The sequence below is a fragment of the Pseudomonadota bacterium genome, assembly GCA_039033415.1.
Taxonomy (GTDB): domain Bacteria; phylum Pseudomonadota; class Gammaproteobacteria; order Xanthomonadales; family SZUA-38; genus JANQOZ01.
Genome location: JBCCCR010000015.1, coordinates 108539 through 123716, shown reverse-complemented (window position 1 = coordinate 123716; position 15178 = coordinate 108539). Strand labels below are relative to the sequence as shown.

The window sequence follows — 15178 nt, the reverse complement described above, 5'->3', positions numbered from 1 at the left end:
ATGGTGGCTTCCTTCGCCAGCCACACTTCGGCACACGAGTTCACTGTTGCCGCTGCTCCCTTCCGGGCCTGACGGGGTCCACAATGGTTCGTTGCGAAGGGACCGACGAAGGTCGCCATAGCGTCCCGCGACTTGCGGGAGCGCGATTATAGCAGTCGTCAAGCTCTGGAGTTAAGCCGTGAAAACCAAAAAAAATCGGCCTGTGGCCCTGCTGACCACCGACGATCTGCACGGGCACGTCACCGACGACGAGCTGTTGATTGAACCGTTGGCAGCACTCGGCAGGACGGCCGAGTTTGTGTCGTGGCGGGCGGGTGTCGACTGGCGCGACTACGCCGGTGTCGTGATTCGCAGTCCCTGGGATTACACCGAGGCGGCCGAGCAGTTTATGGCGGCGCTCGAGGCCATTGCCGCGGTCGGCACACCGCTGGCTAACAGTCTGTCGTTGGTGCGTTGGAACCTCGACAAGCGGTATCTCAGAGAGCTTGAGGGGAGGGAGGTGCCGGTTGTACCGACGCTTTGGCTGGATGACCTGTCGCAGAACGCGATCAATCAGGCCTTTGATTCCTTCGGTTGCCAGGAGCTGGTGCTGAAGCCTGTGCTGGGAGCCAGCGCGCGCGACACCTTTCGGATGACACCCGGTTCGGTCGAGCAGGCCACCTTGGGCTGTTTCAGCGATCGCCCGTGTATGCTGCAGCCGTTTCTAAAGGAGATCGTCAGCGAGGGTGAACATTCGTTGTTCTACTTTGCCGGCGAGCTCAGCCACGTGGTGTGCAAAAGGCCGGCGGAGGGTGATTTTCGGGTCCAGGAGGAGCATGGCGGTCAGCTAGATGCCGTCGCCGCCGAGGCGCCCATGACAGCGTTAGCCGAACGTGTGCTCGCAGAGCTGAACGAGCAGCCGCTCTACGCCAGGGTGGACCTGGTCGAGACCCAGGGCGGAATCCGCCTCATGGAACTTGAGCTGGTTGAGCCCTCGCTATATCTGCGGCTGTCGGACGGGGCGCCGGCAAGGCTCGCCAGCGCCATCGATCGCTGGCTGTCAGCCGATAAAGGATCGCGTCATCGGTGACATGCTCGCCTGTATGAGCGCGTCGACTGCCGGCATGTCGACCCCGAAGTCAGCCGGCTTAACGATCAGCACGTCGCCGGTGAGCTTGTCCAGAACCCGCTCGGCGGTACTGCCGATCAGCAGGCGTTGCAGTCGAGTCCTCGACACGCCGCCCATCACCACCAGCGAACCGGAAGTGGCATTGGCGAGCTCGACAATCTCTTCCTCGGGATTGCCGACCACCACGTGGCTGTCGGCGCCGCGGCTGCATTTCTCTGCATCCATCAGCCGACTGGTGGCCTCCTTGTGCGCGTCGAGCACCTGCTCGGAGACCTCGCAGACGGCCATAGCGGATTCCATGCCGCCCATCGGGGCGAGCTGGGTGGGAACAACCACATTGACCACCTTCAGCGGTGCGCTGTGAAGTTTGGCCAGCCCGCTCGCGTGATGGAGGATTTTCTGATCCAGCGACGCGGGTTTATCGTCGAGATGCAGCGGGTCGATGGCGGCGATCACCTGCTGGTAGCGATCCGCGGTGTCCGATCTGGCGAGAAGCAGCGGAATGGGGCAGTGACGGATGGTCTCCCAATCTTCATTGCTCAGCGTCAGACGTTGCCACCGGTTCTTGTGAACGGTCTGGGTCACCACCAGCGAGGCGTTCGACTGTGCTGAAAACCGAATCAGCTCCTGCCAACCTTGCTCGGCCCACACTAGATGAATGGCCACCTTCTGGCCCAGCCGATCGCTGGCCAGCTCCTCGAGCTGCCCGTGCCTGGATTCCAGCAAAAGGTCCCGAACTTCGTCGAGCACCTGATCCTGATTTCCAGGGTCATCCATGATTGATTTATGATAGACATTGTGGAACAGGGCGAGCGTAGATTCCGGCGAACGGCACGCGAGCGCAGCGTCCAGCGCGGGCTGATCTTTACTGGTGGGATCAGCGATATCAATAACAATTTGCTGCACGGTTGTCCTACCTGCTCTTACTCTGATGCAAACTTTACGTCTGCTGCCCGCAAGTCTGCCAGACGGGGTGTCCGAAAAGGCACCTCGGAAACTACGTAGAGCCAAATTCTCATGATGGGCGAAGTGATTAGCCACAAGGACGAAAGTGGGCTGCTGAAAGCGCTGCTGGACGCGGCGGTGGAGGCGATTATCATCAGTGATGAGAGCGGCGAAATCCTGCTGTTCAATAGCGGTGCGCAGGCGCTTTTTGGCTATACCGAGGAAGAGGTTCAGGGTCAGAACGTTCGAATTTTGATGGGTAGCCACGATCACGCCCATCACGACCGGTATATGGAGAGCTATCTCGGCACCGGCGAGCGAAAGATCATCGGTATCGGGCGGGAGGTCACGGGGCGTCATCAGGGCGGCGACGAGCTGTCGATCCACCTGTCTGTCGGACACGCGTCGGTCGACGGCCGGCAGCTGTTTGTGGCGATTATGCAGGACCTGCGGCCCCGCAATCAGCTGCAGTCTGAGCTTCAGGCGGAGCGGCGCAATATCAATGACCTCCAGCAGACCCTGGCGAGTTTCCACCGGACGAGCACGCTGGGCGAGATGAGTGCAGGAATAGCTCACGAAATCAACCAGCCGCTCGCCGCGATGGCGACGTTCGCTGACGCTGGGCGTCGGCTGTTATCGAAAGATCCGCCCGACGGTGAACGCCTCAACTACGCGCTGGAGCAGATCGGTGAGCAGGCCCGACGGGCGGGCAGGGTGGTGGAGCGCATCCGGGCGCTGTCCCGCCGCGAGGAGACGCCCCGCTCTACGCGACCGATCAACGACGTGATCCGTGAACTGATGGAGCTGGCGGCGCTCGAAGCTCGCGACAGCGGTGCCCCCATTGTTTTGGAGCTGGAGGAAAACCTCCCGGCGGTCGATATCGACCCGGTGCAGATTCAGCAGGTGCTGCTGAATCTGATCAGGAACGGCCTGGAGTCGATGGTTCGGCCAAGCCAGATCTCACAGGGGCTCTACGTCATCAGCGAACAGGTTGATGGCGAGGTGCGAGTTGCCGTCGTTGACCACGGCACCGGTGTAAACGAGGATCAGCGCGAGCGGATCTTTGAGCCGTTTCACACGAGTAAGCCCAGCGGCATGGGCGTTGGACTGTCGATCTGCCGCACGATCATGCGAGGCCACGGTGGGCGCCTTTGGTGTGAAGAAAACCCGGCGGGAGGCAGCCGCTTTGTGCTGGCTCTGCCGCCAACTCAGGAGATACCAACATGAATGCTAGGGATCAAGGCCCGGCCGCTGAGCAGGGTGATCAAACGCCTGTCTACCTGGTGGATGATGATTCGGCGGTGCGAGACGCTATCGCTTTTCTGCTGGACTCGGTGTCGATCGAATGCAAAACCTTCTCGTCAGCCGCAGAATTTTTGGACGGTTACGGCGGCGATGCCGGGGTACTGATCCTGGACGTCCGGATGCCTCAGATGAGCGGGCTCGAGCTTCAGGACCTGCTCCAGGAGCGGGGTATCAAGGAACTGTCGATCATCTTTATCTCCGGCCATGGGGATATTCCGATGGCGGTCGAGGCGCTGAAGCGTGGGGCCGTCGACTTCCTGCCAAAGCCTTTCCGGGACCAGGACCTGCTGGATCGGGTTCAGACAGCGATGAACGAATGTCGCGAGGGCCAGCGCGAGGCGGCCGATATGAAAGACATCCAGCGCCGAATCGAATCGCTGACGCCTCGCGAGCGGCAAGTCATGGGCATGGTGGCCGACGGTAAAGCCAATAAAGTTGTCGCGCTGGATCTGGAGATCTCACAGCGGACGGTGGAAATCCATCGAACCCACGTCATGGAGAAAATGGGGGTAAGAAACCTTGCGCACCTCGTGCGAATGCTGCACCAGGTCGACTACTTTTCCCGGCAAACGGAATAGGCCACGATCGATTAGTGTCGGTGATGCTCGTGGTGCGCGCCATCCTCGCTAGGCTGAGGCGCCTGGTGAGCGTGACTATGATCATGGGCGCCGCTCAGGTGCATCACCGGCATCGCGGACACGGCAAAACCGCTGGCGATCATCATCGCTCCCATCAGGGGCTTCAGGCGCGCCTTGGACAGGCCTGCCAGCGGGCTGCCGAGGAGGCCAACGCCCAGCATGGCGGGAAGGGTGCCGACGCCGAAAGCCACCATGACCAGCGAGCCACTCGTGGCAGAACCCGACACCGCAGCCAGAGCCAGCAGGCTGTACACCAATCCACAGGGGAGCCAGCCCCAGAGCATGCCCCGCGCCAGGTTGGCGGCAAATCCCTTCCGCTGGTTGAGTTTTAGGGTCAGCGGCTGCAGGCGCCGCCACAGCGGTACGCCCAGCTTGCGGCTGACGAGATCGAGCGGGTTGAGCCGAAAACGCGGGGCAACAAGCTGCAGACCCAGCAATACCAGGATCACGCCAAGCGCAATGCGCAGCGCCGGGCCCGCCGCGGCGACGGGTGCGAGCGAGCCGGCAGCCATGCCCAGCGCCCCGATCAGTGCGCCGAGCAGCCCGTAGCTGAGCAGCCGGCCCAGATTGTGGGTGAGCGCCGAAGCTGCGGCCGCCCCGCGACCCTGTCGATTGAGCCCGGCCAGCGCGGCCAGCGGTCCGCACATGCCCAGGCAGTGGCCGCTTCCGACCAAACCGGCGATGAGCGCCGCCCCGATGGTCAGTGGTTCATTCATCGTTGGTGCGATTCGCTGGAGTGACGTCATCGGGCAGGATCCGCCATGCGGCGGCGTCCATATCCTCGAACTGGCGATGGCGGACCATCCAGAAGAAGCCCCAGACGGCAACGCTGAGAAGCATCAGGCTCAGGGGTATCAATAAAAACAGTATCTTCATATTGGTATGTCGTCAGCTAAGCCGGTTGTGGCTGGGGAACGCTGTTGCGGTCTGCAGCGCCAGGGGATTGGGATTCGCCGGCAGCCAGATCCATTTTTGCCAGCCTGGCGGCGTTGAGGATGACGACCAGCGAGCTGGCTGACATCCCGAGTGCTGCCAGGCCCGGGCCGATCAGTCCGGCCGCCGCAAACGGCACCGCAATCACGTTATACGCTACCGCCCAGATGAGATTCTGCCGGACGATCATGCGGCAATAGCGGGCTGCCGTTAGCAACATCAGCAGCGGCCCTAGTCTGCGGCCCGTCAGAACCACGTCCGCGCCAGCGGTCGCGAGGTCGGCTCCCTCGGCCATCGCAACAGACACATCAGCCCCACCCAGTAGCCCGCTATCGTTGACGCCGTCACCCAACGCCAAAACGGTTTCTCCCTCAGCCTGCAGCTGACGGAGGAGCGTGAGCTTCTGATCGGGCCTCAGCTCGCCCGCAGCGAATCGAATGCCCAGTTCGGCGGCGGCGCGCTGGACCCGCTTGTCGTGATCCCCGCTGGCAATAACGATCCTGATTCCGGCGGCAGCGAGGCGGCTGAGCGTCTTGGCCGTATCCTCCCGCCAGGGGTCGGTGACCTCAACCCAGCCCAGAACACCGGTTTCGTCCGCGAGGATCAGCGGTTCGTCTGCCTGGGTGACGTCGCCGGTAAAGGCAGCGCTACCCAGCTTGAGGTTGCGACCCTCAATCTTTCCCTGAATGCCCTGCCCGGCGACCGCCGATACCGCGTCTGCCTGGGCGCTGCTCCGAATGCCTCGGAAGGCTGCGGCGAGCGGGTGGTTGCTGTGTTTCTCCAGTGCAGCCATCCAGTCGAGCAGCGTGGCCCGGTCTATGGCCTTCGGGTGAGAGCTATTCAGCCGGACGGCGCTGATTCCCGGCCGTCCCTCACTCAAGGTTCCGGTTTTGTCGATCAACGCACACGTGACCCGCGGCAGTACTTCCAGCGCGTCGAGCCGGCTGACCAGCAGGCCGTCCCGGGCGAGGCGGGTTGTGGCCGCGGATAGCGCCGCCGGTATGGCGAGCGAGAGCGCGCAGGGGCAGGTCACGACGAGGACTGCCAGCGTGGTGCTGAAAGCCCGCTCGAAGCCTGCCGGCAGCCAGAAAAAGAATACGCCGGTAGCAACCAGCAGCAGGCAGGCGACAAACACGCTGGAAACCCGATTGGCGGTGAGCACCTGTTGCGGTCTGCTGAGGCGAGCGCGGTTGAGAAGGTCTGCGGCCTGGGACAGGGTGCAGTCCCGGCCCGCGCGGGTGATTCGTACCGTAATGCTGCCATCGATATTGCCGCTGCCCGCGAGCACCAGCTCGCCGACTGCGCCAGTCCTGGGGTGTGATTCCCCGGTCATCAGCGCCTCATTGATGGTCGTGGCGCCGCTTTCGATCACCCCGTCCGCTGCGATGGCGTCCCCGGGTCTAACCCGGATGAGGTCGCCCGGCTGAAGGCTGGCGCGGGGGACGCTGACTTCCTGGAGCGCCGGCCCATCTTCGATAATCTTGATCACCGCGTCGGGCAACATCGGCAGGAGCGCCCGCTGCGCATCGACCGCCTTGTGTCGGACGCCCATCGCAATAAAGCGTGCGGCCAGGAGCAGAAACACAAACATGGTGGCGGACTCAAAATACATGGGCCCGTCGCCGCGGAAAAAGTTGATGGTGCTCGCGCCGAAGGCCAGCAGCAGCGCAATGGACACGGGTACGTCCATGTTCAGCTGGCGGGCCCGGAGGGCGCGGACGGCGCCGGCAAAAAAGGACACGCCGGAGTAGAAAACCACCGGCGCCGCAACCACCATCGACACGAGATACAGCAGCCGCTCGACCGCCGGGTCCATCCCGTTTTCTGGACCAAAATACGTGCCGATGGCAAACATGGAGACCTGCATCATGCCCAAACCCGCCACCGCAAGCTGCTTGAGGAACGCTGCACGTTCGCGGGCCAGGCTCTCGTCAAGCTCGCTGCCGGAAAGCGGGTGGGGTTGATAGCCAAGCGCTGCAATGGTTTCGAGCAACGTGCTCTGCTGGACAAACTCATTGGACCATCGCAGATGGGTGATGCCGGTCTGTTGGTCGACGCCGACGGAGTGGACGCCGCGGATTGCCTTCAGCTGGGTCTCGATCAGCCAGCCGCAGGCACCGCAGTGGATACCATCGATCCAGATAGTTGCCTCAGCCTGTCCGTCTTTATCCACCGTTTCCTGGCCGTCAAACGCCTGCCAGTCCGTCTCGGTTGCCTGAAGCTGGGGACTGGCGGCCGGGCTTTCACGATATTCGTAGTAGTCACCCTGGCCCCCGCTGATGATCAGTTCGGCCACCGCCTGGCAGCCGGTGCAGCAAACGCGCCGGTCTTCGCCGCGGTAACTCACCGACAGGTCCAGACCGGGGGGGATCGGTTCCGCGCAGTGAAAGCACGTACCCTCTTGGATCAGCCCGTCGCTCAGCACGATATGCTGCTCGCGGGATGATGGACGCAGAATCGCTTCAGCCGTCATCGTCCGGGCGAGGCTCCGTCAGACGAAACTCATCGCGCAGCTCCTGATACTGGCCGTCGGTGATAACCAGCGGATCATCGCTGCTCAGCGCGAGCGAAAGCATCGTTACACCGGACATCAGCGTGGCAATGAGTACGCCGGCGACCACTTTCATCGCGGATTCTTGGTACCAGCGGCTGCCGGCAGAGGAGGTTTGGGTTGGTTTCATGATTTCACCGGCAGAAAAAATTTGCTGTCACGAATGACCTGATCGTCAGGGTTGGTCTGACTGGTCAGCGAAAGCTGGATCGGGATGCTGCCCATACCCGCCTCGGGTGCTGCCTGAATGCGCAGCGGAAAAGCGGCGGTTTGATTGGCAGGCACGGTGATCTGCGGGCTGTCGATGGTCAGCTGAGGGTTACCCGACAAAACGAGCTCATAGCTTTCGCTCTGTTCGGTCATGTTGATCACCCGCAGGGTGTAGACGTTTTCGATACGCCCGTCAGCGAGCTCACGATAGAGCGCATTGCGGTCCCGAATAACCTCCATCCGCAGCGGCGTTCGTGTACTGACCGAGGTCACCAGGCTGACGCTGATGACAACCAGCAGCACCGCGTAAACAATCATCCTTGGGCGCAGCACGTGCGCTTTGCCGCCACGCACGGCGTTGTTGGAGGTATACCGAATCAGGCCGCGAGGGTAGGACATCTTGTCCATGACCTCGTCACACGCGTCGATGCAGGCCGCACAGGCGATGCACTCATACTGCAGCCCGTCCCGGATATCGATCCCGGTGGGGCACACCTGGACACAGAGCGTGCAATCGATGCAGTCGCCGAGGCCTTGAGCACGGTGGTCGACCTTTTTCTTGCGTCCGCCGCGCGGCTCACCGCGGCTTTCGTCGTACGCGATGATCAGCGTGTCATTGTCGAACATCGCGCTCTGAAAACGCGCGTAGGGGCACATGTACTTGCAAACCTGCTCGCGAAGAAAGCCCGCGTTGCCGTAGGTGGCGAAGCCATAGAACAGGAACCAGAACCAGGCCCAGGGATGCAGGTTGAAGCTGACGATACCCGCGGCCAGCTCCCGGATCGGCATGAAGTAGCCGACGAAGGTCATGCCGGTCCAGAGTGACAGGGCAAGCCATAGAAACTGTTTGGTGCTCTTGCGCAGCAGGAACGTCCTGTTGCGCGGCCCCTTATCCAGCTTCATGCGGCGATTCCGGTCGCCCTCAACCCAACGCTCGATCAGCATGAACGCTTCGGTCCAGACCGTCTGTGGGCAGGCGTAGCCACACCACAAGCGGCCGGCCAGCGCGGTGAAGAAAAAGAGGCTCAGCGCCAGCAGCAGCAGGAGCAGGGCCAGGTAGATAAAGTCCTGCGGCCAGAGCGTCAGCCCCCAGATGTAGAACTTGCGAGCCGGGAGGTCAAAAAGCACCGCCTGGCGCCCCTCCCACGTCAGCCAAACCACGCCGTAAAACAGACCCAGCAGGGCCACCATGGCAATGTTTCGCAGGCGGGCGAAGCGTCCCTTAACGTCTTTGACGTAGATCTTGGACTCTTTCTGATAAAGCGATCCGCTGACCTCAACGGGTATCGCGTCCCGCTTGGAGTTGCCGCGCTTGGTCGGCGTGGCGGTGGTCATAGCTCCGGGTCCACAGGCAGGTCGGGCGGCACCTCGGGGAAGCTGTCCATTCGCCGTTCCGTGCGAATCAGCCAGGTGCTGAGGGTGCACGCGCCGGCACAGATCAACCAGAAAAAGAAAAAGCCCAGCGAATAGACAGCCTGATTGCTCATCTCAACTTGAAAGACAAAAGCCGAGAGCAGCAGCGCCGGGTCTATCTTGGCGAAAAACAGCAGTGTCGCCACGCTGGCCATCAGAAACGAGGGCCAGACGATGACGGCGATGCTGCGTTGGCGCCAGTTCCAGTGTTTAGCCATGGTCGATCGGTGCCTTTGCGCTCAAAGGCCGGGCTGACGCCCGACCTCGGCTTCAGGGCGCTCCGGTGGCGTTGGTTTCGCCGCCGCCGAGAGACATGACGTACGCCACGAGCAGCTTGATTTCCTCTTCGCTGAGCAGCGTCTGGTGTGCGGGCATCACCCCGTTTCTGCCCACCGCAATAGACTCATAGAGCGCGTCGTCGGAGTTACCGTAGAGCCAGATGCCGTCGGTCAGATTGGGCGCGCCCAGCGCCTGCATGCCGGTGCCGGTGGCGCCGTGACAGGCGACACACACCGTGTTGTACCGGGCTTGGCCATCGCCGGCCATCGCCGCGTCGTGGTCCATGCCGGACAGCGACTTCACGTACTCCATGGTCTGGCGAACGCCTTCGTCACCGCCGAGGGCAGCAGCCCAGCCCGGCATCAGCCCCTGACGCCCCAGGGTGATCGAGTGGGTCAGCACCTGCGGGGAGTCGCCGTAGAGCCAGTCGTTGTCGGCGAGGTTCGGGAAACCGACTGCGCCCCTAGCGTCCGATCCGTGGCAGGTCGCGCAGTTGGCGCCATAGAGTCGGCCGGCGATATCCATGCCGTCAGCATGCTGGCTCAGGGCCTGATAGTCCAGCGCCGCCAGCGTGGCGAATTTCTCCTGGTAGACCGCGTCAATTCGGGCGCGCTCAGCCTGGTATTGGCCTTTCTGGCTCCAGCCGCCCACGCCTGGGTAAGCGCCCAGCCCCGGGTAGTAAACCAGATAGCCCAGGCCCCAGATGATGGTGCCGACGAAGAGGTACAGCCACCAGCGCGGCAGCGGGTTGTTCCGCTCGCAAAGGTCTTCGTCCCAGGTGTGGTCCAGGGTGTCGCTGTTGGCCTTAGCCGCGTCACCCTGACGAGAAGACCAGAGGATGAGCCAGATACAGGCAATGATATTAATCAGTGTGATCGCCGCCACATACCAGTGCCAGCCGCTGCTCATCGTCATCGGTTGTTTCCTTCCATTTCCCAGTCGGAGCGGCGCGTTTGCATACCTTCGCTCCGGTTGTCTTCCGGTTGGTCATCCAGCGGCATCCGGGATGCCTCCTCAAACTCCCCTTCGCGTCGGGTGCTGTAGGCCCAGAAAACCATGCCGATAAACGCTCCCAGCAATACGGCGGTGATGATGCCGCGAATCAGTCCCAGGTCGAGTGCTTCAGCCATCATTGGGCACCTCCTGCGCCGGCATCACCGGCGGCGGGTGAACCGGCGTCTGCCACCGGCTGGCCTTGCTGGCGCAGGGCGCCACGGCCGATGTTGGTGCCCAGCCCCTGCAGGTAGGCGATCAGGGCCTCCATCTCGGTTACGCCCTGGAGGGCGGCGGGAGCGCCGCCGATTTCCTCGTCGCTGTAGGGGTGGCCTAAGGTCCGGAGCGCGTTCATCCGCCCCGCGATCACCTCGCCGTCGATCATGGCGCTACTCAGCCAGGGATAACCCGGCATGTTGGATTCGGGCACCACGTCGCGCGGGTTGATCAGGTGCACCTGGTGCCATTGATCGCTGTAGCGACCGCCGACCCTAGCCAGGTCCGGCCCGGTCCGTTTCGAACCCCACTGGAAGGGCCGGTCGTAGACCGATTCGCCGGCCAGCGAATAGTGGCCGTAGCGCTCGGTCTCACTGCGAAACGGGCGCACCTGCTGCGAATGGCACACATAACAGCCTTCCCGGACGTAGATGTCTCTGCCGGCCAGCTGGATCGGCGTGTAGGGCTCGATGCCCTCGGCGGGCTCGATAATCTGCGCCTGGGTTGCCAGCGGAACAATCTCGACCAGGCCGGCCACGCTGATCACCGCGATGATCAGGATGCCCATCAGGCCAACGTTCTTCTCAATCTTTTCGTGTTTCATTTGCAGCTTGCCTTATGTTGCCGTTGCGGGAGCCAGCACCGGGCTCTCGTCAGAGCTGGAGGCCTTAACCGTCTTCCAGACGTTCCAGGCCATCAGGAACATACCGACCAGCACCAGCAGTCCGCCGCCGAGGCGCATCAGGTAGTACGGGTAGGTCACGACCAGCGACTCGATGAACGTGTAGGTCAGCGTCCCGTCAGGGTTGGTGGCCCGCCACATCAGTCCCTGGGAAATACCGGCGATCCACATGGAAACCGTGTAGAGCACGATGCCGATCGTGGTGGTCCAGAAGTGCACGTTGATCATCGGGATGCTGTACATCTGTTCTTTGCCGAAGACCCGCGGAATCAGGCAGTACATGGCGCCGACCGTCATCATCGCGACCCAACCAAGAGCGCCGGAGTGCACGTGGCCAATCGTCCAGTCGGTGTAGTGGGACAGCGCGTTGACGGTCTTGATCGACATCATCGGTCCTTCGAAGGTCGACATGCCGTAGAACGACAGGGACACGATCATGAACTTCAGGATCGGGTCGTCCCGCAGCTTGTCCCACGCGCCGCTGAGCGTCATGATCCCGTTGATCATGCCGCCCCAGCTCGGTGCCAGCAGGATCAGTGAGAACACCATGCCGAGAGACTGGGCCCAGTCGGGGACCGATGTGTAGTGCAGGTGATGCGGTCCGGCCCACATGTAAATCGAGATCAGGGCCCAGAAGTGCACGACGGACAACCGATAGGAGTAGATGGGTCGGTTGGCTTGCTTGGGCACGTAGTAGTACATCATGCCCAGGAAGCCGGCGGTCAGGAAAAAGCCCACCGCGTTGTGTCCGTACCACCACTGCACCATCGCGTCGATTGCGCCCGAATAGATCGGGTAGGAATGCGTCAAACTGGTAGGTATAGCCAGGCTGTTGACGATATGTAGCACCGCCACCGTCAGGATGAACGCCGCGTAGAACCAGTTCGCCACATAGATGTGTTTGACCTGGCGCTTGGCGATAGTGCCGAAAAAGACGATGGCGTAGGCGACCCAGACGACGGCGATCAGCAAATCGATCGGCCAGATCAGCTCAGCGTATTCTTTACTTTGGGTCAGCCCTAGCGGCAGCGACACCGCAGCCGCCACGATGACCAGCTGCCAACCCCAGAACACGAAGCTGGCCAGCCCGTCTGAAAAAAGCCGCGTGTGGCAGGTGCGCTGAACCACGTGAAAGGACGTGGCCATCAGCGCGGTTCCGCCGAACGCAAAGATCACCGCGTTGGTGTGCAGCGGCCTCAGTCGACTGTAGGTGAGCCACGGCAGATCGAAGTTCAGCGCGGGCCAGTAAAGCTGGGCGGCGATCAATACGCCAACCGTCATACCGACGATTCCCCAGACCACGGTCATGATCGCCATTTTGCGGACGATCGCGTCATTGTACGTAGCGGCTTGAGTGTTCATGGGGCGCATTGTCCGGGCACTCAACCGAGTAACCCATCCGCAAAGCCCGCATCACATTTCGGTAACTACGTAGGGCCGTTTAGGAACGGTTCAAAATTCATCGAATTGGGCGTGTGGTCGGGCGATTTGAAATGTTATAGTCCTATAACAATTCGTGAAATAAGCAACGGAGTCGATTCATGGGGATCAGCGAACTGGCGGTTCTTCGCTGGCTGCACATCGTGGCTATGGTTTACTGGCTCGGCGGCGAGTGGGGCGTTTTTCAAAAGTCTTACAACGTGGTCAACCGAAAGCTCGGCATGGAGGAGCGTCGGCGGCATATGGAAACCGCTTATCGGATCGATATCCTCGCGCGTACGGGTATTATCCTGCTGCTGCCGCTGGGGCTTCATATGGGCCATTTCTGGGGCGTCCAGCCGCTGGGCGGCATGTGGCTCACCGGAATGTGGGTCGTTTTCGGGGTTTGGCTGGCCCTGTGCTGGGCCGCCTTCGTGTACCGTGAGACCGATACCGGCATTCGCCTGACCAAAATCGACGAGGCCATTCGATTTGTCGTGATCCCGGCACTGATCATCTCCGCCATCAGCTCACTGCTGGGTTATGGTCCCTTTAAGGCGATGGAAGGCTTTTACTGGTACAGCTGGAAGATCCTGATCTACGCCCTGATGCTGTGCATCGGTTTGTATCTGCGCTTTGTGATGCGCGAGTGGACCATGATGTTTCGCGAGCTGGCGGCCCATGGTGACAACCCGGCAGTAGAGAACAAGCTGGAGACATCGATCCGGAACTCTCGGAAGGTGGCTTACATGTATTGGGTGGGCATCCTGAGCGTGGCGTTCCTGGGCGCAACCAAACCGTTCTGACTTATCGGGTCAGGCAGCGATCCCAATAATCGCGTGCTTGAGCTCGTCGCGCGAGCAGGCGAGTTCTCCGAGTAGCCAGGCACGCAGCAGCCCCATAGCCTGCTCAGTTCGGGCGACAGCCTGGACCGGGTTCAATCTCCGATCGCCTGGAAGATCTCGGCACCGTTCTTCAAGAAGCTGACGGAGTAGCCGGCCGATCTGTTCCCGCCCGCGCCCCGCAAACGTCTTGCGGGCGCGACTGCGGTTGTCCCATAGGTGCTCTAACAGTGTTTCCAGCTCCGCGGCATTGCCATCGCCGGCGAGCACCGCTGCCAGCGTCGACAGCGGGTAGGAAAAGGCGGCCAGGAACACCTGCTGGGCGTTCCCGAAGTGTTCGTAAAACGTCGAGCGCCCGACGTCCGCTCGATCGACGATGTCCGGTACCCGAATTTCTTCAAGTTCACCCTCAAAAAAAAGTTCGTTGAAGGCCTGAATGATGGCCTTGCGCGTGCGCAGCTTGCGTCGGTCGACGGCTTCGATCACAGGTTCGAACCCGGACAATCGGCGCGAGTTGTCCGGTAACAGACGTTCGGGAGGCCGTATCCCTTGGGGTTGGCGGGGTGTCTCAGGCACCCTTGCATGGCTTTCATGACAGCGCGGAGCAGTAATGGACCAACGAGAAACTAACACAGACGCAGCCCCGGGCCGGACGGAGCACCACAAGAGCTTCGGCTATCTGCTGGTGGGTGCGGCGCTCGGAACCGTCTTCTTTATGACCCACCACCCCACGAGCGTGGCCGGCATGACTGGCATTGCGGGTATGGTTCATGGCGTCATGCTGCTCATGGTTGTTGCCCTCGCCACCGGCCTGGTTCACTTTGCTTCGGGGCTCGGGCTGAGCCACCTGCCAGTGCTGACAGGTCTGATTTGTTATCTGGCTGCCGCGATCGCCAACAGTCTCGCGGCGGTGGTGAACGGCTTTGTTTTTCCGAGCCTGGCGGCACGCGGCGAGGACGAAATTGGTCACGACATATTTGACTTCGCCTGGGACCTCAATCAGGCACTCGCGAAGCTGGCGGTGTATGCGATCGCGCTCGCCTATATGCTGTGGTCGATTCAGCTGCTGAGAAAAGTGCCTCGGCAGCCCTGGCTGGCCGGCCTCGGCCTTCTTGCCAGCGTGGTGCCAGTCGGCGTCCTTGCCGCAGGCGGCAACGCGATGGATGTCTCCACGGCGCTGGTGATCTATTCGATTCAGGTATGCTGGGCAGCCTGTGTCGGCGTGACGATGATCCGAAGAGGCCGGTAAAAGCTGGCCAGCTCAACGATGGCGAAAGACCCCACTGACAATCAGGATGTGGTTCGGGTGCGCGCGCTGGCGCTGGTGCTTCCTTCAGCCGAGGAGAAGCCCCATTTCGAACAGTCCTCCTTTCGCGTCAAAAACAAAATCTTTGCCACCGTCGGCCGACAGCCGGGTCGCTGCGTCGTCAAACTGTCCGCCGCCGACCGGGAGGCACTGCTGGCCACTCACCCCGACCGCTTTCACGATGTGGGCTGGGCGGCTCAGGGTTGGCTCGGCGTCAGTCTGGACGGCCTGCCGGATGCGCGGCTTGCCGAGCTGCTGACCGCCGCCTGGCGACAGGTCGCTTCCGCGACGCTGGTCAAAGCCCATCCGGAGCTGGCGCCTTAACGCTCGACTTCGGG

The 15178-nt window shown here is 61.8% G+C and carries 18 protein-coding genes and 1 other RNA gene; 6 read left to right on the top strand and 13 right to left on the bottom strand.

What is annotated here, in order from left to right; genetic code table 11:
• Positions 1-11 precede the first annotated feature (11 nt).
• Positions 12-108, bottom strand: an RNA gene (gene ffs / locus AAF358_14015) — signal recognition particle sRNA small type.
• A gap of 70 nt (positions 109-178) precedes the next feature.
• On the opposite strand from ffs, the gene AAF358_14010 reads away from it, so the two are divergent.
• Entirely contained in the window at positions 179-1069 is an 891-nt protein-coding gene (locus AAF358_14010; GenBank protein MEM7706670.1) for a hypothetical protein, read from the top strand.
• Here the strand turns inward: AAF358_14010 and AAF358_14005 are convergent.
• Entirely contained in the window at positions 1040-2014 is a 975-nt protein-coding gene (locus AAF358_14005; protein MEM7706669.1) for a universal stress protein, read from the bottom strand. The genes AAF358_14010 and AAF358_14005 overlap by 30 nt on opposite strands.
• Positions 2015-2137: 123 nt before the next feature.
• Between AAF358_14005 and AAF358_14000 the strand changes: the two genes are divergently transcribed.
• Together AAF358_14000 and AAF358_13995 are read left to right on the top strand one after the other, a co-directional pair.
• Positions 2138-3280 (top strand): ATP-binding protein, encoded by a 1143-nt coding sequence (locus AAF358_14000; GenBank protein ID MEM7706668.1) that lies wholly within the window; start codon positions 2138-2140, stop codon positions 3278-3280.
• Positions 3277-3936 carry a response regulator gene (locus AAF358_13995; GenBank protein ID MEM7706667.1) on the top strand — a complete coding sequence of 220 codons (660 nt, stop codon included), beginning with the start codon at positions 3277-3279 and terminating at the stop codon, positions 3934-3936. The genes AAF358_14000 and AAF358_13995 overlap by 4 nt, the downstream gene beginning before the upstream one ends.
• A gap of 11 nt (positions 3937-3947) precedes the next feature.
• Here the strand turns inward: AAF358_13995 and AAF358_13990 are convergent, their stop codons facing one another.
• Genes AAF358_13990 through ccoN form a run of 10 tightly spaced genes read right to left on the bottom strand, consistent with a single transcriptional unit; the run spans position 3948 to position 12635 of the window.
• Positions 3948-4712 (bottom strand): sulfite exporter TauE/SafE family protein, encoded by a 765-nt coding sequence (locus AAF358_13990; GenBank protein MEM7706666.1) that lies wholly within the window; start codon positions 4710-4712, stop codon positions 3948-3950.
• Positions 4705-4872 carry a cbb3-type cytochrome oxidase assembly protein CcoS gene (ccoS, locus tag AAF358_13985; protein ID MEM7706665.1) on the bottom strand — a complete coding sequence of 56 codons (168 nt, stop codon included), beginning with the start codon at positions 4870-4872 and terminating at the stop codon, positions 4705-4707. Before ccoS ends, AAF358_13990 begins: the two co-directional genes overlap by 8 nt.
• A 16-nt stretch (positions 4873-4888) precedes the next feature.
• Positions 4889-7402: a heavy metal translocating P-type ATPase gene (locus AAF358_13980; protein ID MEM7706664.1), complete on the bottom strand. Its 2514-nt coding sequence runs from the start codon at positions 7400-7402 to the stop codon at positions 4889-4891.
• A complete protein-coding gene (locus AAF358_13975; protein MEM7706663.1) occupies positions 7392-7610 on the bottom strand; it encodes a hypothetical protein in 219 nt (72 codons plus the stop codon). The genes AAF358_13980 and AAF358_13975 overlap by 11 nt, the downstream gene beginning before the upstream one ends.
• Positions 7607-9025: a cytochrome c oxidase accessory protein CcoG gene (gene ccoG, locus AAF358_13970; GenBank protein ID MEM7706662.1), complete on the bottom strand. Its 1419-nt coding sequence runs from the start codon at positions 9023-9025 to the stop codon at positions 7607-7609. Before ccoG ends, AAF358_13975 begins: the two co-directional genes overlap by 4 nt.
• Positions 9022-9321: a hypothetical protein gene (locus tag AAF358_13965; GenBank protein MEM7706661.1), complete on the bottom strand. Its 300-nt coding sequence runs from the start codon at positions 9319-9321 to the stop codon at positions 9022-9024. Before AAF358_13965 ends, ccoG begins: the two co-directional genes overlap by 4 nt.
• Positions 9322-9373: 52 nt before the next feature.
• Entirely contained in the window at positions 9374-10297 is a 924-nt protein-coding gene (gene ccoP / locus AAF358_13960) for a cytochrome-c oxidase, cbb3-type subunit III (protein ID MEM7706660.1), read from the bottom strand.
• Complete coding sequence (locus tag AAF358_13955) at positions 10294-10515, bottom strand: CcoQ/FixQ family Cbb3-type cytochrome c oxidase assembly chaperone (GenBank protein ID MEM7706659.1); 222 nt, start codon at positions 10513-10515, stop codon at positions 10294-10296. Before AAF358_13955 ends, ccoP begins: the two co-directional genes overlap by 4 nt.
• Positions 10512-11195 carry a cytochrome-c oxidase, cbb3-type subunit II gene (gene ccoO / locus AAF358_13950; GenBank protein MEM7706658.1) on the bottom strand — a complete coding sequence of 228 codons (684 nt, stop codon included), beginning with the start codon at positions 11193-11195 and terminating at the stop codon, positions 10512-10514. Before ccoO ends, AAF358_13955 begins: the two co-directional genes overlap by 4 nt.
• A 12-nt stretch (positions 11196-11207) precedes the next feature.
• Positions 11208-12635, bottom strand: a complete 1428-nt coding sequence (gene ccoN / locus AAF358_13945) for a cytochrome-c oxidase, cbb3-type subunit I (protein ID MEM7706657.1) — start codon at positions 12633-12635, stop codon at positions 11208-11210.
• Positions 12636-12814: 179 nt separating this feature from the next.
• Between ccoN and AAF358_13940 the strand changes: the two genes are divergently transcribed.
• The gene (locus AAF358_13940) at positions 12815-13498 is read left to right on the top strand and encodes a hypothetical protein (GenBank protein ID MEM7706656.1); all 684 of its coding nucleotides are present in this window, start codon (positions 12815-12817) and stop codon (positions 13496-13498) included.
• Positions 13499-13507: 9 nt separating this feature from the next.
• Here the strand turns inward: AAF358_13940 and AAF358_13935 are convergent, their stop codons facing one another.
• Positions 13508-14020 (bottom strand): TetR/AcrR family transcriptional regulator, encoded by a 513-nt coding sequence (locus AAF358_13935; protein MEM7706655.1) that lies wholly within the window; start codon positions 14018-14020, stop codon positions 13508-13510.
• Between the two features lie 124 nt (positions 14021-14144).
• Here AAF358_13935 and AAF358_13930 point away from each other — a divergent pair, with 124 nt between their 5' ends.
• Together AAF358_13930 and AAF358_13925 are read left to right on the top strand one after the other, a co-directional pair.
• The gene (locus AAF358_13930) at positions 14145-14783 is read left to right on the top strand and encodes a hypothetical protein (GenBank protein ID MEM7706654.1); all 639 of its coding nucleotides are present in this window, start codon (positions 14145-14147) and stop codon (positions 14781-14783) included.
• A gap of 18 nt (positions 14784-14801) precedes the next feature.
• The gene (locus tag AAF358_13925) at positions 14802-15164 is read left to right on the top strand and encodes an MmcQ/YjbR family DNA-binding protein (GenBank protein MEM7706653.1); all 363 of its coding nucleotides are present in this window, start codon (positions 14802-14804) and stop codon (positions 15162-15164) included.
• Positions 15165-15178 lie beyond the last annotated feature (14 nt).